At 33.3% G+C, this 20,784-nt stretch carries 13 protein-coding genes; 2 read left to right on the top strand and 11 right to left on the bottom strand.

Annotated features, from left to right (window positions below; all coding sequences use genetic code 11):
• On the top strand, positions 1–248 hold a 248-nt coding region (locus EIG86_RS14230; protein WP_205030473.1), incomplete at its 5' end, for a hypothetical protein.
• A gap of 304 nt (positions 249–552) precedes the next feature.
• On the opposite strand, the gene EIG86_RS11385 is transcribed toward EIG86_RS14230, so the two are convergent.
• From EIG86_RS11385 to EIG86_RS11370, 4 genes are all read right to left on the bottom strand, one after another.
• Positions 553–1,062 carry a hypothetical protein gene (locus tag EIG86_RS11385; protein WP_127846311.1) on the bottom strand — a complete coding sequence of 170 codons (510 nt, stop codon included), beginning with the start codon at positions 1,060–1,062 and terminating at the stop codon, positions 553–555.
• Positions 1,063–1,116: 54 nt separating this feature from the next.
• On the bottom strand, positions 1,117–2,886 hold the full coding sequence (locus EIG86_RS11380; protein WP_127846310.1) for a tyrosine-type recombinase/integrase: 1,770 nt from the start codon (positions 2,884–2,886) through the stop codon (positions 1,117–1,119).
• Between the two features lie 722 nt (positions 2,887–3,608).
• Entirely contained in the window at positions 3,609–4,151 is a 543-nt protein-coding gene (locus tag EIG86_RS11375; protein WP_127846309.1) for a hypothetical protein, read from the bottom strand.
• A gap of 70 nt (positions 4,152–4,221) precedes the next feature.
• Positions 4,222–4,512: a carboxypeptidase-like regulatory domain-containing protein gene (locus EIG86_RS11370; RefSeq protein ID WP_127846308.1), complete on the bottom strand. Its 291-nt coding sequence runs from the start codon at positions 4,510–4,512 to the stop codon at positions 4,222–4,224.
• A gap of 41 nt (positions 4,513–4,553) precedes the next feature.
• Here EIG86_RS11370 and EIG86_RS11365 point away from each other — a divergent pair, with 41 nt between their 5' ends.
• Positions 4,554–6,209 carry a M1 family metallopeptidase gene (locus EIG86_RS11365; protein WP_127846307.1) on the top strand — a complete coding sequence of 552 codons (1,656 nt, stop codon included), beginning with the start codon at positions 4,554–4,556 and terminating at the stop codon, positions 6,207–6,209.
• A gap of 144 nt (positions 6,210–6,353) precedes the next feature.
• Here the strand turns inward: EIG86_RS11365 and EIG86_RS11360 are convergent, their stop codons facing one another.
• From EIG86_RS11360 to EIG86_RS11330, 7 genes are all read right to left on the bottom strand, one after another.
• Positions 6,354–7,451, bottom strand: a complete 1,098-nt coding sequence (locus EIG86_RS11360; RefSeq protein ID WP_127846306.1) for an AMP-binding protein — start codon at positions 7,449–7,451, stop codon at positions 6,354–6,356.
• 79 nt (positions 7,452–7,530) lie between these two features.
• Positions 7,531–8,448 (bottom strand): CPBP family intramembrane glutamic endopeptidase, encoded by a 918-nt coding sequence (locus EIG86_RS11355; protein ID WP_127846305.1) that lies wholly within the window; start codon positions 8,446–8,448, stop codon positions 7,531–7,533.
• Positions 8,449–8,456: 8 nt separating this feature from the next.
• Complete coding sequence (locus tag EIG86_RS11350; RefSeq protein WP_127846304.1) at positions 8,457–9,491, bottom strand: o-succinylbenzoate synthase; 1,035 nt, start codon at positions 9,489–9,491, stop codon at positions 8,457–8,459.
• Positions 9,492–9,563: 72 nt separating this feature from the next.
• Positions 9,564–11,516 (bottom strand): endonuclease, encoded by a 1,953-nt coding sequence (locus EIG86_RS11345; protein WP_127846303.1) that lies wholly within the window; start codon positions 11,514–11,516, stop codon positions 9,564–9,566.
• Between the two features lie 134 nt (positions 11,517–11,650).
• A complete protein-coding gene (tamL, locus tag EIG86_RS11340) occupies positions 11,651–13,933 on the bottom strand; it encodes a translocation and assembly module lipoprotein TamL (RefSeq protein WP_127846302.1) in 2,283 nt (760 codons plus the stop codon).
• Positions 13,934–13,936: 3 nt separating this feature from the next.
• A complete protein-coding gene (locus EIG86_RS11335; protein WP_127846301.1) occupies positions 13,937–19,042 on the bottom strand; it encodes a translocation/assembly module TamB domain-containing protein in 5,106 nt (1,701 codons plus the stop codon).
• Positions 19,043–19,232: 190 nt separating this feature from the next.
• Positions 19,233–20,784: fibronectin type III domain-containing protein (locus EIG86_RS11330; RefSeq protein ID WP_127846300.1), on the bottom strand; the 1,552-nt coding region annotated here is incomplete at its 5' end.

Below are 20,784 nucleotides of genomic sequence, written 5' to 3'. Positions count from 1 at the left end.
GCTTCGTTGCGGGAAAATTAGCAATTATTTTTCAATTTATGATTTTAACTTCCAGAAAATCCCAAAACTCCGATTTCAACAGCAAATCCGCAATGAGCGATATGCAGTGTTGTGCAATGGCTTTTTACTTTTCGAATCAGCCAAAATTTTCGTTTTTAATCACAAGTTTTCGATTTAGAAATTACGTTCATTTTTTAGTTTTCGGAATTAAAATCAGCCGTGAATTTTATTCTCACAATCAATTTTAATTACCAAAAAAGCGATTTACTTCGGATTTGTCAAATTTCGTTGCGGAAAAATCAAAGTCAAATTTCCAGAATCAAATTGACGAAATTATTTTCAAAATCTTACTCGAAAGTCTTAAATTTCAAATTCATCAATTATTTTTCAAAAACAAAAAATTCTTAGCTTTTGCACAACGGTCTTGTGTATGATTTCGTTGCGTGTTTCAGCAACTAATTTAGCAAATACAAACCGAATAGAAAATCCGCGAGGATTTTCGTAAGTAAACGAGTACTAGCAATGAATTATACACGTTGTTGTATGCAGTTTTTATTCCGCCAGATTCCATGTTTTGTTGTCAGTCGTTTTCAAAGTCTTTATTTTAAATCCGTTTAAAATTATAGTTTCTATTTGACTATTCCGCATTTCGCAATCAGTCTTTCTATTAAAAACATACTCTTTGTCCATTATTAATTCTGTTGGATTTATTTCAATTTGATTTAATGATTCTCCACACCAAAATAATGCGTCTAATTCAAATATTCCTTTGTCAGTTTTTCTCAAAGAAATATCAATTACTTCGTTTCTAAATTCTATTTTATAAGATTTGAAGTGTTCACATTCCCTATAATTCATTGGGCTTTGAAAAGACGTTTTTTCATAAATATCAATTTTCGTTGATATAATTAAACTGTCAATTTCATTTGAGTCAGATGTCAGGAAATATTTTTCTTTTAATTGTCTTAAATCGAATATGTTTTCATCAATTCGTTCAAGTTTACAATCTTTTTCGCAAGCACTTAATATACATATCAGAAGTATGATTGTTATTTTTCGCATAGTTTTCTCAAATTGCATACAACTCATTTATATCAACAAAGATATGCGACTTTTTTAATTTTTCTTGTCAGCACTAGTTTTATTTTGATTCGTCATTTGATCCAATGGACTTTGAATGTTTTCAACACTAACTTTGGACACATGTGTGTATATCGTCGTGGTTTCTATTTTTGAATGTCCAAGAAATTTCTGAATAAATCGAATATCTGTGCCGCTTTCCAAAAGATGGGTCGCAAAACTGTGACGCAATGAATGCATTGTAGCGTGTTTGTTTATATTCGCTCTCTTTACTGCATGACGCATCATCGTTTGTGCGCTTCCAATAGCATAGGGTTCACCGATAATTTGCCCTTCAAAAACGTAATTTTTCGTGTCGTACAAACTCCTGTATTTTTCAAAATAACTCAAAATTGAATACGGCAACATCACAACGCGATCTTTTTTTCCTTTGGCAGATTTTACATTAATCTTGTGTGAATCAAAATCAATGTCAGACCAACGCAAATTCACAACTTCACTCACACGTAAACCAGCTCCGTAAGCCAGTAACATTATCAATTTGTGCTTCGGATTGTTTGCTGCTTCAAAAACACGCTGACAATCTTGTATAGATAAGGTTGCTGGTAGGCGTTTTTCTTTCTTTGGTCTCGGGATTTCCCAAGCTGTGTCTTCCCACTCACGTACATTTTTAAAATAAAATTTCAAAGAATTCAAAACCATGTGTCCACTTGAAGACGTTAAACCACGTTCTGTTAGTCTGGCTAAATAAGCAATAACTTCTTTCCTTGAAATGTCTTCTGGATTTCGATATTCATAATGTCTCAAAAAAGTAATGAAATTTGAAGTATATGTCCGTAAGGTTGATGGACTGTAATTCATCGCCATAAGAGTATCCATCATTTCAGTAATAAAAACCTTGGCATGCCCTGGTACTGTCGCTAATAAATTTTGCTTTGTACTGCTAAGTTTCCTTGATTTTGTGTTTATGAAATTAGATTTCTTCAAATAAGATTCTGGAAGTTCATTTTCAAATTTCACTGAATCTCCAGAAAAATGCAATTTTAAAGCTTTCATCATTTCTGGTGTTGCTGGCATCAAATAACAGCCTTTTGCTTTGCTATATCGCTGATAAGACAGTCGCTTTAAAGTTTCTATGACTTGAGTATTATCGGGAACAAATACTTTCATATAGCGCACATCGTCTTCATAAATTTGAATATTTATGGTGAAATCACCAAGAATTTGTTCATCCTTATCAAAATAACGCTTTGGCAAGACAGACTGACCAAGTATGGCTTCCACATTTGCCTTGACTTTGGGGTGACGAAAAACCATCCAAGCTTGATGTGTTTTGTTCCAATACACGCCTTTAACTTTCTTAAGTTGCTTCACAATCGGGGCAACATAATTCATTTTCAACACCCAATATTTACCAACATCTGGCAAAACTTCCAATTTCAAACGGGGGTCAACAGAATCTTTGCTCTGTTTATGTGCAGAAAGCTGATTATCCTTAGGAAAATCTTGCTGCCGTTCGCGCATATTTTGCGCTATGGGTAGAATCTCACGAGATTTATTCTCGGCTACCTTGTTTGATTTAGAATGTTCTTGAGATGTTTCAATTTTAATATTGTCGAAATTCGATTTTAAAAAATGATAACAAGACTTGTTATAATCGCAATACCAACATTTTTTGCTAGCACTGAATTTCGCATCGATTTTATAAAGCTTTTGACGCACAGAATCATTATAATCTTCTTTTGAAAAGAAAATTCCAATACGATTTTGATTGCGGTGATATATTTTTTTAAGTTTAATTTCCATTAGAACTTAATATTTACCACAGCTTCGCCAGCATGAGTCACATTCGTAATCATAGATTGATAGTATTTAGGATGAAATAGACATCTAAGCTAAAGAAAAAATTTCAAACATAAAAACAGAAATAGAAATTCCTCTCTGGATTTATTTTGAAACTTAAAATAATCTAAATATTAACAAATGAATTGCAAACTTCAGAAACCATAAAAAAACTATCGGAATAATAAAACAGGTCTTCTAAATACTATTGACATCCTATAAATGATGGTTTTTCAAAAAATAACATTTCACAAGAAGTAAATAAATAAGACTCTGTCGTTTTTAAATAAGAAACTGATTAATTTAGTAAAGTAATACCTCAGAAGAACTTAGTATTTTTTCAAAAAAAACTACTCTTTTTTAATGTTAAAAATTAAACTGCAAATGTAATTTGAGAGAAAATAAAAATATTACTACAGAAAAGTAACTAAAAACCCTAATCTCCTTAACTTTCACCTATAGCATAGTATAACATTTAGTTTTTTTCTGCTGTTTAAAACGCTAGCTTTTATTTCTATAATCAAACGCTGTGGCTATTGCTGAAAAGAAAAAATCAAAATAGTGGCTCGAACTAAAAATTCAAATATTTTTCAAATTATAATTTTAACTTCCAGAAAATCCAAAACCCCTATTTCAGACAATAAATTAGCAGTGAAAGATTTGCAGTGTTGCCAACTGACTTTTAATCAGAGTTTAATCCAATTTAGTTCATTTTCCTTTATATTCTTAAAAAACTCAATGTTTACTGTTTCCACTAAATTTATTTTTTCTTTTCCAACTTTAATTTGCTCGTTTTTTAATTCACCAGAAAATCGGTGATATAAAATTCCAATTTCGTTCAGTTTGCTTTTCAATCGATTATCATTAAGAAATTCACTCCACTTTTTTGATTCATTATTTTCTAGTTCTATTTCTTTTGAGTTTTTAACTGCAAATTCCCTTCGCTTTTGTTCCAACAGCAATTCAATTCGACGTTTTGAAAATCGTTTTCTTTCGAGTTTTTTCTGTTCATTACTCCAATCAGATTCAGATGAGTCATCAGAATATTTTTTCCCTAATACAGATCCACAATCACAATTATTAGTTGTTGTCAGAAAAGTCCGAATTTCAACAAAGTTAGGTATATCAAATTTATATTCTTCGTAATTCAGTCCATAATCAGAAACAATTTTTCTGATTTCTGATGAGTGAGAATTTTTATTCGTTACTAAAAAGTTGAATTGGCACATTATTTTAGCTTGTTTGCAACATCAAAGATAAATAAAAACACAAGTTTTTGATTCCTTGAATAATCAAGGATTATTCTTCAGTTTGAAGTTCAACATTGATGTTTTCTCGATTTTCAATCGGTAGTCGTTGCATTTCGTAGCCTTTCTTTGAAAAAATAAGTTCGTCTCCCCTATTTCTTGTATTAATTCTGAAATTTCCACTTTCATCTGAATAGCTATTCAAATCTGTACCCATAACTTGAATTAAAACACTATCTATTGCTTCATTAGAATTGTTTGTAACTTTGCCTTCAACCAAATGACTATCTTGACCACAAGCCAAAAATGTGAGACAAAACATGATTAAAAATAACTTTTTCATATTATAATTGTAATTTCAAATTGATATTAAGTTTTTAACTTATGAAACGAATATACATCTTCATTTTTATTTTTTGTCCACTATTAACAATACACGCACAATTGTTGGGCGAAAAACAAGAACAATTCACTAAAGCCGACACTTTACGCGGTAGTTTAAGGCCAGAACGCACTTCTTTCGATGTTTTGTCTTATGGTTTGGATATTAAAATTAATCCTGAAAAACGAAACATTATTGGGTTCAACGACATTAAGTTTAAAGTTGTCGAGGACACCAAAAAAATTCAAATTGATTTGTTTGAAAATATGAATGTCGATTCTATTGTTTTCAATTCAAAACATTTGAAATATAACAGAAAACACAATGCCGTTTTTATTGACTTTCCTGAAAAGCTTCAAAAAAACAATATTGAAACCATCAGATTTTACTATTCAGGTCAGCCGATTGTAGCCAAAAATCCACCTTGGGATGGCGGCTTTGTCTTTAGCAAAGATAAAAATGGAAAGCCCTGGATTGGTGTCGCTGTACAAGGCACCGGCGCTAGCTTGTGGTATCCAAACAAAGATCACCTTAGTGACGAACCTGATCAAGCCGACATAAAAGTTAGCGTTCCTAATGGTTTGATGAATGTTTCCAATGGAAGGTTGATAGAGGAAATACCGATGAAAAACGGCTATACAAAATGGCACTGGCGTGTTGAAAATTCAATCAATAATTACAATATAACAGTTAATATTGGAGATTATACACATTTTGAAGATTCATTTCAAGATTTGGAAATGGATTATTACGTGATGAAATATAATTTGGAAAAAGCTAAGTCTCAGTTTCAACAAGTGCAAGGCATGATGCAATGTTTTTATGAAAAATTTGGTGAATATCCTTTTGAAAAGGATGGATTTAAACTTGTAGAAACACCTTATTTAGGCATGGAACACCAAAGCGCAGTTGCTTATGGTAATGGTTACCAAAACGGTTATGCTGGCACAGATTTGTCGCACACTGGCGTAGGTAAAAAGTGGGATTTCATCATAATACATGAATCTGCGCACGAATGGTTTGGCAACAGTATTTCCGTAGCAGATATTGCCGATCTTTGGATTCACGAGGGTTTCACAAGTTATGCAGAATCGGTTTATGTAGAATGCGAATTTGGCAAAAAAGACGCTATAAATTATTTATACGGCTTGCGCAGTCAAGTGAGTAATAGAGAACCAATTATTGGAAATTACGGTGTGAATGATGAAGGTTCTAGTGATATGTACTATAAAGGTGCAAATATGCTAAACACCATTAGAAGCATTGTCAACAATGACGAAGTTTGGTGGTCAGTTTTGAAAAAATTCTATCAAAATTTTAAGCACTCCATTACAAATACTGAAGCCGTAATTCAGTTTTTTGATAAAAATATCGATTATAAGTTGAAGCCTATTTTTCAGCAATATTTGTATCATACTACATTACCAAAGCTTCAATTGAAATTTACTGATGATGAAAAATTATTTATGCGCTGGGAAACTGATGTAAAAAATTTCGAAATGCCTGTAGAATTCAAAAATTCAAATAAAGCTGAATTGAAACGCACTGACATAAATTCAGAATGGACAGAAATAGATATTGAATTGGAAAATATTAAAGATTTAGCCATCAATAAATTTGGTTTTTATATAGATGTTGAATTGGTGACAAACAATTAAAATACAGCAAAACGGTGAGTTGTAACAGACACAAAATCATTAACTAGAATTCTTAATAGGATTGAGAAATGAAAGTCTTTTATAAAGGCCTTGCTAAAATTTAAAAAATTAATGTTGATTTATACGAATTAGAATATCCAATAATCAACCCATCAATTTTTCTAAAGTTTTGTTTCTATGAATTTTACCTGAATCAGTTTCTTCGAACTTTTCAATTAGATAAACTTTTTTAGGCTTTTCGTATTTTTCGAAATCTTTGATTTTATTGATCGCATATTTCAAGTTACTCAAAAATTTTCGATCATCAGGAGCTTCAACAAAAAGTACCACTTTTTCTCCTAAAGCATCATCTGGAATGCCAGCAATAAAAAAACGATGCGTAATTGTTTTCTGAAGTTTTTTTTCAACAACTTCAGGATAGATTTTTACACCTCCAGAATTGATTACATTATCTATTCTGCCTTTCCAATAAAACTTTTTATAAGTCAGCAAGTCAACAATATCATTGGTTACCAGTTCTTCTTCATCTACAATTTTTGGAGCTTTTATAACCAAACAATTGCGTTCATCCTGGCTAAAAGTAATATTCGGTAGAGCTTTAAAAGGTCGCATTTCAGATTGTTCATGCTTAGGATTCAGTTTGCGAGCTGCTACATGAGAAATGGTTTCTGTCATGCCATAAACTTCATAAACTTTGGTTGGAATACCTTGAACCAAAGCAATTAAGTTTTCAGAAACCGCACCGCCACCAACAATCAATTTTTTGATTAAATGCAACCGACCGAGTGAATTATCCATTTGGAAAGGCGTCATAGCACAAAAATCATAAGTTTTGAAAACTTCGTCAATTGGATTGGATTTTGGCTGTACCAAATCTAAATTCCATCCTAAAATCATTGCTCTGACCAACATCATTCGTCCTGCGATATAATCTGCCGGTAAACACATCAATGCTGTAGTATTCTCTTGAACTTTGAAATACTTTCCAGTAGCCAAAGCACTGTTAACCATTTTTTGTTTCTCGACAAAAAAAGTTTTTGGTTCACCAGTAGAACCTGATGTTCTTATTTTTATAGTATCGTAATCATCATTGAGCCAGTCGATAAGAAAATTGCCGATTTGCTCTTCGTAATTTTCACCTTCTTTGATAAAACTATAAGCAACTGTATATAAATCTTTGCGATCAAAATGAACTCCATTCAATTTAAAATTTGGATGAATTTCTTTAAAATTATCAATCATAATAATGAATGTTAACGTTCATTACAATATTATTATTTCAAACAATGGTTAATCTTAAATTTGAGTTAAATTTAGTTTACTATTTGTCTGAAACTGGCTGTACTTTTCCAAATAATTTTGATTTCCAATTACTCCATTTGTATTTTTTAGCCATAATAAATAGATAAATTGGATAAATGACAAAAACTGGAATAAGAACATCAAAACCAGCGGTTGGTTCTTCTGTATAAATCAAAACAGAATCGGTCTGAAAAGCCGTCCAATTAGCAGTGACCAAAAGTGCAGTTATAAGGTTATTTCCTGCATGAAATCCTAACGCAAGTTCCATGCCTTCATCCATTAAAGTCATGATTCCTAACAAAAATCCAGTACCAATATAACTAATCATAATTACTGGACCAAGCATGCTGACTTCTGGATTCGCAAAATGCATCAAGCCAAAAATCAATGAGGTAACAAATAATGCAACCCATCGATATTTTGAAATCACACCAATACCTTGCATCAAATAGCCTCGAAACATATATTCTTCAAAACTGGTTTGTAGCGGCACTAGAATTATGGCAATAGCTGCTAAAATGATGAACTGAGAAAAGTTGAAATTCATCTCGTAGGCTTCAGGACGCAACAAATAATCACCAACTGTCATTGCAGTTATAAGAATAGCTACCAGAATAAAACCAAACCAAACCCGTGACCAGTCTATTTTTTTTCGACTTGTTGTAAGTGATCTTATGGATTGCTTATGTACTAGTTTCACATAAATAAAAAGCAAACCTAGCAAAACTGCAAACGGAGCTAAGAGTGTGAAAAACGTAAAATTTTTGCCGTCTCTCTCTATTTGATCTGCAATAATTTTGGACTGGTCTATGTCCATTATAGTTGAAACCAAGATGTTTAGCCCCATCAAACCAAAAAACAAGATGGCAGGAATAAGGTATTTCCAACGACCAATTTTACCATTATAAGCTTGCTGAATGAATGTCCTGTTTTGCATATTTTTATTTAAAATTTACTCTCCCAAGTAAAGTTTGGATTATACATAATTTTCTCTCCGACAATTTCCAATGGACAGTCAATATTGTTGGTGTAGAGACTCCCTGTTCCCAAACCTTGTGGCATTTTATTGGCTTTGGTAAAAGTGAATTGCGAAATCGCATTCAAACCAATATTGCTTTCCAAAGCGCTCGTCATCCACCAACCAGTTCCTGTCCGTTCTGCCAAATCTATCCAAGTTTGACTACCTTCAAAACCGCCAATTAAACTCGGTTTCAAAATGATATATTGCGGCTGAATAGTTTGTATCAATTCTTGTTTTTTTGTTACATCAATTACACCTATTAATTCTTCATCCAATGCTATTGGCAAGGGGGTTTTTTTACACAAATCACGCATATTATCCCATTGTCCTTGTTTTATGGGCTGTTCTATACTATGTAAATTGAATTTGCTGAGTTTTTCTAACTTATGCAACGCCTCTTTTGGCTGAAAAGCACCGTTAGCATCAACTCGCAATTCAATGTCAGACGCCGAAAACTCACGCCGAATGTATTGAAGCAAATCTAATTCTGATTGAAAGTCAATGGCGCCAATTTTCAATTTTATACAACTGAAACCTTGATCTATTTTGTCTTGTATTTGAGATTTCATAAACGACTTCTCCCCCATCCAAACTAAACCGTTGATAATCATGCCTTGATTTCCCCTGGTGAATTCAGAAGGAAATAATTCGTATTTGTTTTTTGAATTTAAAGACAAAAATGCAGTTTCTAAACCAAACTGAATTGATGGACAATCCTTCATGGATTCATATAAATTTTCCAAACCAAGATTGATGTTTTCACAAACCCACTGGAGTTGTTCTTCGTAATCTGGGCGATCGTCTATACTTAAACCTCTAAGCAAACCGCATTCACCAATTCCGACTTTGCCATCTGATTCTATTTTAATAAACCAGCTTTCTTTAGTTTTCAAAACACCTCTAGATGTGCCACTCGGACGCTTGAAATTGAGAGTATATTTAAAGTAAGTTGCTTTCATTGTCTTTTTTAGTAAAAATAAAAAAGCCACTCATATAGAAGTGGCTTTCATTATATTATTTCAAAAAATAATTTATTTAATAATCATTTTTTTTGTTGTTGACTTATTATCAGTAGTAATTTTCACCAAATATAAACCTGTATTAAGGTCTAGATTTATTTGTTCTTGTGGTGAAACCGTTTTAGAAAACACTTGGCGACCAGTTACGGAATAAATTTCAATATCAGATTCTACCTTTAAGCCTTTGATTTTTATAAAATCTTTGGCTGGATTTGGATACAAGGCAATGTTATCAAAAGTTTCTTTTTCAACAGACATTGGTTGATTCCAAACTTCACCAGCATTATCTCCCCAAATATAACTTACCAATTCTGGGAAATCTATAAAAGGATTTCTATTGTTTTGCCATTCGTAAACGATATTGTTTCTACGCATTTCATAATCATCTGCCAAATCAATGCTATGCCAATTCAAGAGTGTTGCAAGATCACCAAGTTGACCTTCCATATCTGGAAATCCGTCAACAACAGAGAGTTCATTATACCTTACAGCAAGATAGAAAACTGCGCGAGCTACATCTCCTCTAAAACTTCCTTCATTTCCGTCTGGACCTACATAATCTCCGAAATGTTTATTACCACGAGAACTATTTTCATTGGCATCTGCGGCACGTAAACCATGAGCATCAGAGTTAGCATGTCTGGTAGAATCTGCGTTGGTATTCCACCAATTGTCAATTCCTGTTGCTTCTCCATCTTCTTCTATACTGAAAAAACCACCACGTGATCTTGGATAAACGTGCTCTCGATTCCAAAATCCTGTTCCTGTAGAACCAGTTTGGTAAAGATATTTTGGTCTGGATTCTTCACTATATACTAACCAAATTTCATTGCTATTTAGCGGACTTTCATCAGCATCTTCTAAAATATTTACAATATCTGAATAAGTATGGATTCTCACCACACCTTCTTCAGCAATAATATCCTGAATTGCTTGTCTGAGAGCATCTCCCGATAATCCGTCCAAACTATCGTAATATCCACCTGGCTGGGTAGAAGTTACTTCATCGTAAGTCGGGTTGGTTGGTGGTCCCCAAGCAGCAACGACAAAATCATTATCAATAACAATGATTTCTATATCATTGGAATTTAGAATATATGGATCTGATAACTCATCGATGTCAATAAGCATCACTTCATCGCCTTCGTCATCACTATCGTCAACAATTGAAATGGTTGTAGTGATTAAATTTTCACCGCTTGGAATCGTTAAATTGGTATTTCCTGTAAAATCATCGGTATCGAAATTTCCATTGGTTAATGTGAAATTGATGTCTAAATCCTCTGTTAAAGTTTCTGACGTTGAAAAAGTTATAATATAATCTTCACCTTCTTCAACAGTTTCACCACCAGTTACTACATCTATAAAAATTGGAGTTTCACCACCACCATCATTTGGCACTCTAGGTGTTGGCAAGTCAACAAACCAAGTTCCGTCGTTATTTCTTTGGATAGATTCATTGTCATCGTTACCGTTGGCATTCTCGTCTATTTGTTCGGTTTCATTTAGCAAATTCAAGAGTCCAGTAGCATCTGGATCACTAGTACCATAAACTAAAGCATCGACTAAGTTGTTATCTGTTGCCACAGTTCCTTCTGGAAAATCTGATTCAGATCCTTGATAAACCGCAACTGCATCAGCACCATTTTGAATAAAATTTTGTGGCAAACTGAAATTTGGACTTGGTGATAATTCTGGTCCACCTAGCACGAATAAACCGTTAAAATCTGTTGTAAATGAACTCAAATCTAAAGCAAAATAACTGGAGTTCCCACCAGCGCTCGACCCGTTGAAAAGCACCAAAACATGACCTTGCATAGATGTATTTGGTGTCGGTGTTTTCAACTCTATAAACTCTTGTGTATCTACACCAGGTGTATTAGAGTCAACTTCATTAATAATTACGTTTTGACCTATTGAAATTTGAAATATTAGCAATATTCCTAAAAGTGTAATTTTATTCATTATAAATATTTTTTACAAAACTACAGTTTAAAATGAAAGTTTTGATTGTATGTTGTAACTCCTAACATTTATTTCACTTTTAGGTGCTTAAATTTACATAAATACTAAATTTCAATATAATTGCTGATTTTAAATTAAAATGGGTATCCGATGGCAAAATTCAAAATCGTGTTATTCACTTCAAAATCCCATTTTTGCGCAGGGCGTTTCAATGGTGCAGCCAAATCAAAACGAATAACGAATCCCTGAATATCTATGCGCAAGCCAAGGCCAGGCCCTATTCCGAGTTCATTCATAAAATCGGATGAGAACTTTCCACCTGGTAAAGCTGAATTTTCGTTCATCAACCAAACATTTCCGGCATCTGCAAAAACAGCACCTTTAAGGAAGCTAAAAATCGGGAAACGATATTCTATATTGGCTTCAAGACGCATATCTCCAGCTTGATCAAAAAATGAATTACTTCCGTCCTCTGGGCTATAAGTTCCAGGACCTAAGGACCGGATTCTAAACGCACGAACGCTATAAGGTCCGCCAGCAAAATATTGTTTAACAAAAGGCAACGATTCTGTATCGCCAAGCGGTTGTCCGACTCCAGCGAAAATTCTACCTATTAATTTTTGTTCCTTGTCATCAAGTTTTAAATGGTATCTGAAATCAATATCTGCTTTGACATAATGTGCATATTCTAAACCTAAAAAGCGTTTGGGTTCATTTGAATTTGAATTTGAAAATAAATCCAAACCATTACCAGCCATATCATAATTGGAAGAGAAATAAATCCCTTCGCTAGTCTGTTGATCTTTGATTTCATTGTAAGTGAAACTATAAACCAAACCAGCAATAAATTGTTGTTCGAAACTCCGACGTAAAAAAGGATTTTCATCCAAAATTTGTTCAAATTCAGAGGAAGTGTTGCTTAAATTGACGTATTCTACATTTATTGGCCGCAGTTGATGCGTTACATAACTATTGCCTTCCCAAATATAGCCGAATGAAGTTGATACTGAGTTTAGCGTGTAAAGCTGACTTCGACGAAGAAAATCTATACCTAAACTAACCTTAGTTTTTGGAATGGCGTATTTGAAACTTTCATTCAAATCAACAGGGAAAATCAATCTCGGAAATGTTATACTTGTTTTTAGCCCCAATTGAATACTACTCAATCCGCGATCTCCTGTTTGACCAAAAAATTGTTGTTCATAACCAGCGTTCGCTGAAATACTGAGCAATTCACCACCTTTGAACAAATTCCTGTTAGAATAGGTCAAACTTAAATTTGGGCCAGCAAAATTATTTGATTTTGTAACCGCCTGAAGCTCCAAAAGTAAAGCCCGTTTGTTCAAAGGAGAAAGATATATATCGGTTTTTAAGTGTCGATGTCCGTTTTTATCTGCAACTGTATCCGTTTCTGAATATTCAATATTCACAAATTTATAAGTTTGCATAGAGGCTAAACGGCGACTGGTAAATCTAGATTTCTGAGAATCGTAAAAGTCTCCAGATTCTATCAAGACATAAGGTTTCAATCTTTTAGGCTTGAAAAACATAGGATCTTGAATAAAATTCATGCCTTCAAAATTCGTAGTATCGCGTCCTGATTTATCATCCTCAAGCCCACGATTAGGATAAATATTTACTTCATCTATAACATAAGGGGAAAAGGCGCGTTGCGGAACTTCATTTTTCAAACGCAAATACAAATCGTATTTTTTTTGGTCGTATTGATTCGTGTCGGTTTCAAAAATTAAAAAATCTGAATTGAAATTATAGTAACCTCGTCTTTTCAAATATTTGTCAATTCGTTCGCGTTCAGATTTGAAAAAATCTAAATCGAATTGCATGTCCGCTTTGATTTCAGAACCCTGTAGGGCTTCTGCTAAATCGTTGTAAAACTTAAGTGTGTCTGTCTCTGTTTTCTCTAGTTTGAAACTTGCCATTCTGTAGGGTTCTGGCAAGTTAATTTTGTAATTCACTTCCACATTTCGTTTGGTTGAGTCTGCTAAGATTTCAGACTGAATTCTACCATTGAAAAAACCGTTATTTTCAAGCCGATTGTTAATAATTTTCTCTGCACTTTCAACCTCTACATCAGAAAAATAAAGTGGTTCTTCTCCGATTTGTTTATTGAAAAATTTATTGATGAAGCCAGGCTTTTCTCGTTGCGATTTATAGTGAAAATATAATCCAGGATACATTCCAAAAAACTTTGTATTCACATTTCTAGAAAGCGCTTCGCTAACAACTTCTTCCATATCCTTGTCAGACTCTCCCTCTTTTTGTTCGATTTCAACCTCAGCGCCGTCATAAATAAACTCTCCGTCAGGAACATATTTTTTCACACTACAACTGTATTGAAAACTTAAAACTAGAATCAAGAAAAAAATGAAAATGTATGTCGATTTGTTATTTTTCATAAATTATTTGTCGTCGTTTTCCTGTTTAGATTTGTTGTCTTTATCTGTATTTTCCTCAGAATCCTTATCGGAATCTTTGTCTGATTTTTCTTTATCTTCAGAGGTTTCATTTTGAAGAGATTCTCTGTAAGATTTGTCCCACAAAACTCTAAATTTATTAAATTCTCTTCTAAAAATTAAAGCAATTCCGCTAACAAAAACTTGACCATCAATCACATTTTCGTATTCACTTTTTCTGAAACCTTTCAAACGCCAGCGGCCATTTTCTGTAATTAAATATTCCAAACTCACGTTGCCCACTACAGCAGTATTTTCTCCCGGACGTTGCTCTCCCTGAACATTTACTTGGCTTCCTGCTTGAACGATTAACCGATCATCGAAAAGTTTTTTCTGAGCGTTGATGTCTACATCAGTTCGCTCTTGAACGGTTTCGCCTTGATAATCGGTATAACTGTTTACATCAAAACTCAATTGGACACCTGTATTGCCCGTTAATTTTTCAGAAAAAGTATTCAATTGGTCAGAAATGGCCTGATTCAAATTTTCTCTAGCTATACTTGCAGGACCACCTTGGCTTCCATCAGTTCCAGATTCTGGGTAAAATTTATTGAGAACCAAAAGAGAAAATACCTGCTTATTCAATTGTTCTTCCTGTTGATTCAATTGGGTAATTCGACCATAAACCGATCCATTTATTGCGCCTTGATTAGCCTCTGGCATATCAAGCTTGAAAGTCAATTTTGGGCTGTCTATTTCACCATCTACATTCAGATAAACCATAAAAGGTAATTTCTGGCGGTACTTATTTTTGACAGCAACATTTTCACCTGTAGTTTGCGCTGCCATTAGAGATGATGCAGATGTTTCAATATTATATATAGCACGAATGTCTAAATTTGCATTCATTGGATCGCCAGTCCAAGTTACACTGCTAGATTTAGCAATATCGAACTTCCTTTTCACAATATTGTAAAGATTCAATTCAAAATGACCATCGTTGACTTCATATTTACCAACCAAATTCATTTTAGCATTTCTATTGATTTTAAATTGGAAATCTCCACCGCCTTTAATTTTCAAATTGTCGCCTGTGCGTTTATTTATGACTACATTTACTTCAGTTTTGGGTTGAATCTTAATATTACTATTCAACTCTATTCCAGTAATCATAGCATCCAGTTTTTCTTCATCTGTTTTAGTTAATATATTTTCTGGATTTTTCTTATTTACAAAAACGACAACGCCTTCTCGTTCCTCAATACTAGCTTGTGATTCGGGAACTAAATAGGTTAGATTTGTATTTTCGTTTATGGTCAAATCTAAATCTAATACTGGGAAATTTAAATCTCCACGCAGCTTAGCATCAGCATCAAACTGTAATTTACCATAGTATAAATCGTTGTCTTTTGCTGTGGAGTTTAATAATTGAAATTTGTCGGCTTTAAAGTCTAAATTAAATTTAGGGTTAATCATACTTTCCGTAGAAATATCGCCGTCTATTTTGAAGATATTACCTTTTTGGTCTTGAATTTGAAAATTAGAAAAAGCAATTTCTTCATTTTTCAAAGTAATACTTTCATTTTTAAAATTGAATTTTGTATTCAAGGGTTTCAAATTGAAACCTGCTTGATTGAAAGTTAAAATTCCATCGTATTTAATATCATCTAAAGGTCCTTCAATTTTGACACTTCCTTCAAGATAGCCTTCAGCATCTTTGATAAATTCTTCTGAAAATTGTTGAACTGTAGCCAATTCAAGTTTGTTCAAGTTGAAATCTAAGTCCAATTTAGAATCTTCAACCGTAGTAAAATAATCACCAACTAAATCGAAATCTACACCTTTGTCTTTTAGCGACATTTGGAAATCATAAGTTTCCTGATTTAAAGCTTCGGCTTCCATTTTCAAATTTCCTAAAGCAACTTCAGTTATCGACAAATCTTTTACTTCTAAATTTGCCAGAATCCCTAAAGTCTTAAGCGGTTCGACAATAATAAAATTACCATTCATTTCACCACGAGCAATGCGTTGTTCAGGATTTAAATAGTTAGTCAATGTTGACAAACTGAAATGCTGAAATTCCAGACCAATGTGTTGAGATTTAACATCAAAGTTATCACGGATTTTTATAAATTGATCGTTTCTGGTCAAGTCAAAATCTGAAGCCTGAATACTTTCGTCACCGTCATTTCTGATGTATTCAATGGCGTTATTTTCTGGAATTTGCCAAAGTTTTCCATTCAAATACAAATCTTTAGGCTGAACATGAAATGAATAATTCCCATCTTCAGTTTTGGACAAAGTTGTCATGATATGAAAAAATTGCTTTTCATCTTTGAATGCGTTGAAATCCAACGCTAAAGTATTGTCTGCAAAATGTCCTTCAAAATTTGTTTTTGCGATTTGAAGCGGTCCAGCTTCAACTTGATCGAATCCAAAATTGAAATCCAAAGTTGATTCATCTGAACTCAGAATGAAATTCAAATTTTCAACTTTATTATCTTGATAATTTAAGAAAGGTAAATTCATTTCTGCAGACAAATTGGCTTTACTTTCATCAAAACTAATCTTGGTATGTAAAGTGTCCATTTTCTGAATGCCATCCGCAAAAACTTCTGAAATCACAGGGGTTTCATAAAAATCTGCTTTCAAATTAAAAACAACAGATTTTGAATTTTCTTCGGTTTTTTCTTGATTAGAACTTTCTTTATAGTAATGAGCTAAGTGTTTTTGAATGGCTTTAGAAATAGCATTCAGATTTGCGTTGGCATCAAAATTTGCATTCAAAAAATTGCTACTAATTGACATTGTGGATTCATTCTCGTCAATATCCGCAACGGTGCTTAAATCACCAATATAATAGGTTTGATCGTTGTAAACTGCAACAGCGTCTTTCATTTGACTTTCAAAATGAAAAGTTTCTGAATTGCCTTCAAACATGGCTTTAAGGTTCAGTTTAGTTCGAATATCTTTATCTGTAAGTCCTAAAGCCGACAATCTTGCGCCTTTCAAATCCAAATCAATTTCAAATTTAGGCGAAACAGAATCGAGTGTAATTTTGGAATTCAAAGCCAAATCCAGATGTTTGTCTTTGTAGTCCAATTTAACATCGCCTTTGCCGTTTTTTAAATCGCCATTTATGACCAAACCTTTGAAACTGTAATTTTCATAATCAAGGCTGTCGATTTGGCTGGTCAATTTGGCATCCAGAGAATTCAAATCTTTGCCTTCACCAGAAGATTGAAGTTTCATATTCAATTTTCCTAAACTTGGATTTTCCAACAATTGTCCCAATTCCAAATCATCGATTTCTAAATCTGCCTTGTACGCTATTTTATTTTTATTGCTGAATTCGCCATTTAGATCGATTTTGCCTTCAGGAATTTGAAGTTTGGTTTTGGTGGATAAAGCTTGCAAACCACCATTCAATTGACCGTTAATATTGATAGATTTTGGAATCTGAATACCTAAATCTTCAGCATTTACAAACTTCTGAATGTCAACGCGATTACTTTTGAAACTATAGCTTTTTAAATTCAGTTGAAGTGAATCTGGTGATGTGATTTTTGAAATTCGACCTTTGGTGTTGAAGTTGGTGTTTTTCCCCCAATTCAAATTGAATTTTTCAACATTGAAATCAGCTAAACGACCATCAATATTTAGGTTTCCATTTATTTTATTTTTAGCAATTACTTTTAAGTAGGTATTTGATTTCAAGTCAGGTGAAAATAAAAATATTTCGTTAGCATCCAGATTGAAATTTGAAAAACCCAATGAAAAATCAGTAGATTTTGGGTGATTTATCAAATCTTGTAACGAATTGTAACTTAGGTTTAAATTTCCATTTATTTCACTTCGGTTGGTGGCAAGATTCAAATTCTGTAGTTGAAAATTATCTGAATTTAAATTGGCTACAAAAGCAAATTTTTTCAATTCGAAACCGCTGGCTTCAATAAATTGAAATTTATTTAGTTCTGCACTTAGCGATTCAGATTTGGACACTTCAAAATTTTCACCTTGAAAAGTAAAATCAGATAAATCGATAGCTTGCGGGTTGAACTTTCCAAACTGAGAATTTTCTCCATTTTGAAGCACACAAATAGCATTTCGATTTATAGAAATTTCACTGACATTTACCGCCCATTCTGGCCATGAAAAAGTATCTGATTTTGTGTTTTGAGCTTTTTCCTCACTTTCTTGTTCTGGAGACTGCATTTGTAAAGACAAACTGGAATCGTTGAACAATAATTTATCTAATGAAATATCTTGTTGGTTCAAATCTACATTGAGGTTGACTAATTCAAATTCTGCTAGATCTCCGAAAAACTGTAAGTTTTCAGGCTGAGATTGGTAATCTAATTTGATATTTTCAAAGCTGAAATCATCTACAATTAACCACGGTAATTTAGAAGTTTCGCTCTCTTTTTCGTCTTCGAGTTGTTGAGTTTGGTAATATTTTAAATCTGTATTTTTCAAAGCGATTTCAGAAATATGAAATCTCATTTGTTCCAAATCCAAAGACTTTCCTTCAAGTGTAAAATCGCCAAGATTTAGATGAGCGGACATGCCTTTTTTTTCGTCGTCAAAATTTAAATCAAACTCGTGAAAGTGAATATTTCCAACTGAAATATTCATCGGTTCACGGTTTTTGGTTTTGCTGGTGTCAGCTTGATTTTCTCCAGCGAAAGCATCGACTAAAAACTGATAATTGAAATCGCTCTTATTTTTTTCTCTTGAAATATTTGCTTTTAAACCTCTCCATTCTAAAGCATCCAAACTATATCCTTCTCCTTTGATAATTGGATAAAATGGTATATCGGCTTCAAGATATTTAGAATAAACTAAAGTATCGTTTTGTTGGTCTTCCAGATACAATTCTTCGAGACTTATGTCTCCAGAAAAAGTAATATAAAGTTTTTCAATTTCAAACTTTGTGTTTGTTTTTTCGGTCACGTAATTGGTCACACGCGTGACTATAATGTCTTGCCCCCACGGAGATCTTATAAAAAGAACCAAAAGAATGAACAGAATAAACAAGATTAGCAAAGTCTTGCCAATTATTCTGACAAGACGTTTAGCCCAATGTTTATTTTGCTTTTTAGTATTTTTCACGTGTTGTTAATAAGATTCAAATTTATTGTTTAGTTTGGATAAAGCCTTAATAAGAGCGTTTAATTTAAGTTAAAACCTTTTTCCCATTTAGCTCTAAGCTGTTACAAAACTGCCTTTTTTATAAAAAAAACATAAAAAAACTGCCTGAAGAAATTCAACAGGCAGTTTTGAATAATAATTTATGAAAAACTTATTCCTTGAGAATACTAAAAATTTCAGTGGCACCATCAATGGTAACTTTCACTAAATATTTTCCAGTTTGTAAATTTTCAAGATAAATTTCACTTTGCATATTGTTTGGCAAAAGTGTTTGAACTTCTTGACCTAACATGTTGTAAATGATTACTTTTTCAATATTAGCTGAAGCGCTCATGTTTAGGTGTGTTTTAACCGGATTTGGATAAAAACTAAAATTGAATTGATCAAAACCATCTCTGATTGATAAGGTTTCTTCAACTGAAATTCCAAAATCACCGACATTAGCAACTTCCGAATCTACCTGAATATAATAAGTTGTGCCTTCAGATAAACCGCTGATTTCAAATTCTGAACTCATACTGAAATCTACATTACAAGAAATTTCAACTAAACTGGCTAAATCTGTACATCCGTTTATAGCTTCAAAAACAGCAACTTTTGGACTGATTATGCCACCGCCACTATCGAATGAAACCTCAACGATTTCAGAAGAAGGCGCAACAAAACTGAACCAAACTGAGCTTTCAGCATCGCTACTAAAGCATGAGCCAGAAGCTTCATCAGTTTGTGTAGTTGCGTTTGCATTTGTGTACTGGTCGCTAGTGGTTCCATTTTCTAAACCTAGTACAATAGCATCGCAAATATCGTCGTTAACTGGCGCATCATTTATAGATAATGTTGAAAAGTCTTCAGGATTGGTCAAATCTGAAAAACCAGATTCGCAACTTGCTTCTACATAAGCTTGGTATGGTGTTTCAGCATCCAGCCCATTTACAGTTACAGAATTTACACCAGAAATCGTTGCGCCACTTTGAACTGCAATTGCAGTTAAAGGATCGTCACCTTGATTGAAAACATACCAAACATAACCGACGGTTGCATTTTCATCGTCATCCCAGTTCAATTCAACTGAAGTTTGCTGAATGTTTGAGACACTTAAATTTGTTGGTGCGTCACATTCTTCCAGAGTTGTAAAACTAACTGCTCCACTCAAGTTACTTGTGTCAAAATTACAGTCAGATTGAACATAAGCTTGATATACAGTATTTGAGTTTAGACCGTCAATTGTTACATTAGTTTCTCCACTTGATGTAATACCAGTATCTACTGGTGTTGAAGTGTTTGGATCATCGCCAGAATTGAAAACATACCAAATAAAACCATCTGTTGAATTCGAAGTATCATCCCAGCTTAAATCTGCTCCATCTAAAGTTATGTTTGAAATCACAAGATTAGACGGCGTTTCACAACTGTTTGCTGTTGTAAATACAAGAGCTTCGGATAAATCGCTAATGTCATTGGCACAACTGGCTTCTACAAAAGCTTGATAAGTTGTAGATTCGCTTAAACCAGTAATATTTACATCGGTTACTCCTTGAGCTGTTGATCCGGTTTGTAATGGCGCATCGACTAAAGGATCGTCATTTTCAGCAAAAATATACCAGGTGAATCCATTCACAGCTGTTGACGTATTATCCCAGCTTAAATCTACTGAATTCTGTTCAATATTATTTAAAGTCAAATTAACGGGAACTTCACAAACT

The sequence above is a fragment of the Psychroflexus aestuariivivens genome, from assembly GCF_004010055.1.
Classification (GTDB): domain Bacteria; phylum Bacteroidota; class Bacteroidia; order Flavobacteriales; family Flavobacteriaceae; genus Psychroflexus; species Psychroflexus aestuariivivens.
This window is presented reverse-complemented; position numbering and strand designations above follow the sequence as displayed.

What these genes read in the sequence shown, in the direction of transcription:
- EIG86_RS11385 (WP_127846311.1), bottom strand. Translation starts at nt 1,062, where the DNA reads ATGCGAAAAATAACAATCATACTTCTGATATGTATATTAAGTGCTTGC.
- EIG86_RS11380 (WP_127846310.1), bottom strand. Translation starts at nt 2,886, where the DNA reads ATGGAAATTAAACTTAAAAAAATATATCACCGCAATCAAAATCGTATT.
- EIG86_RS11375 (WP_127846309.1), bottom strand. Translation starts at nt 4,151, where the DNA reads ATGTGCCAATTCAACTTTTTAGTAACGAATAAAAATTCTCACTCATCA.
- EIG86_RS11370 (WP_127846308.1), bottom strand. Translation starts at nt 4,512, where the DNA reads ATGAAAAAGTTATTTTTAATCATGTTTTGTCTCACATTTTTGGCTTGT.
- EIG86_RS11365 (WP_127846307.1), top strand. Translation starts at nt 4,554, where the DNA reads ATGAAACGAATATACATCTTCATTTTTATTTTTTGTCCACTATTAACA.
- EIG86_RS11360 (WP_127846306.1), bottom strand. Translation starts at nt 7,451, where the DNA reads ATGATTGATAATTTTAAAGAAATTCATCCAAATTTTAAATTGAATGGA.
- EIG86_RS11355 (WP_127846305.1), bottom strand. Translation starts at nt 8,448, where the DNA reads ATGCAAAACAGGACATTCATTCAGCAAGCTTATAATGGTAAAATTGGT.
- EIG86_RS11350 (WP_127846304.1), bottom strand. Translation starts at nt 9,491, where the DNA reads ATGAAAGCAACTTACTTTAAATATACTCTCAATTTCAAGCGTCCGAGT.
- EIG86_RS11345 (WP_127846303.1), bottom strand. Translation starts at nt 11,516, where the DNA reads ATGAATAAAATTACACTTTTAGGAATATTGCTAATATTTCAAATTTCA.
- tamL (WP_127846302.1), bottom strand. Translation starts at nt 13,933, where the DNA reads ATGAAAAATAACAAATCGACATACATTTTCATTTTTTTCTTGATTCTA.